The organism is Peribacillus sp. SIMBA_075 (genome assembly GCF_046534585.1).
The window spans coordinates 1-332 of the sequence record NZ_JAWRYN010000278.1; the positions used below are offsets into that span (position 1 = coordinate 1).

Sequence of the window (332 nt, forward strand, 5' to 3'; positions counted from 1 at the left end):
GTGGATTATATAAATCGAGACACATACGAGATTACTAGAAAGAAAATGAATATCCCTATCGAACACACAGACGGCTGTGGTATTATATCTCCTCAGCTCAGCAAAAAAAGTTTTATGGTTAGGCTTCCTTGGGTTAAGGGCTTGTTAGTTCCTTTTGATTTTCACAAATTTGCTGACAAACACAATAAATCCAAAATAACAGATATATACGGAAAAGTGTGGGATATTAAAAATGATGATATTCAAATCATATTTACTAAATCACAGTTTAAAATGTGGAAGTATTACTCCTCTTGGGATGAATATCAGAATAAATTTATCCAGTTTGCATG

The 332-nt window shown here is 32.5% G+C and carries 1 pseudogene; it reads left to right on the top strand.

Annotated features, from left to right (window positions below):
- Window positions 1-332, top strand: a pseudogene (locus SB775_RS28245) (hypothetical protein); the annotation flags it as partial.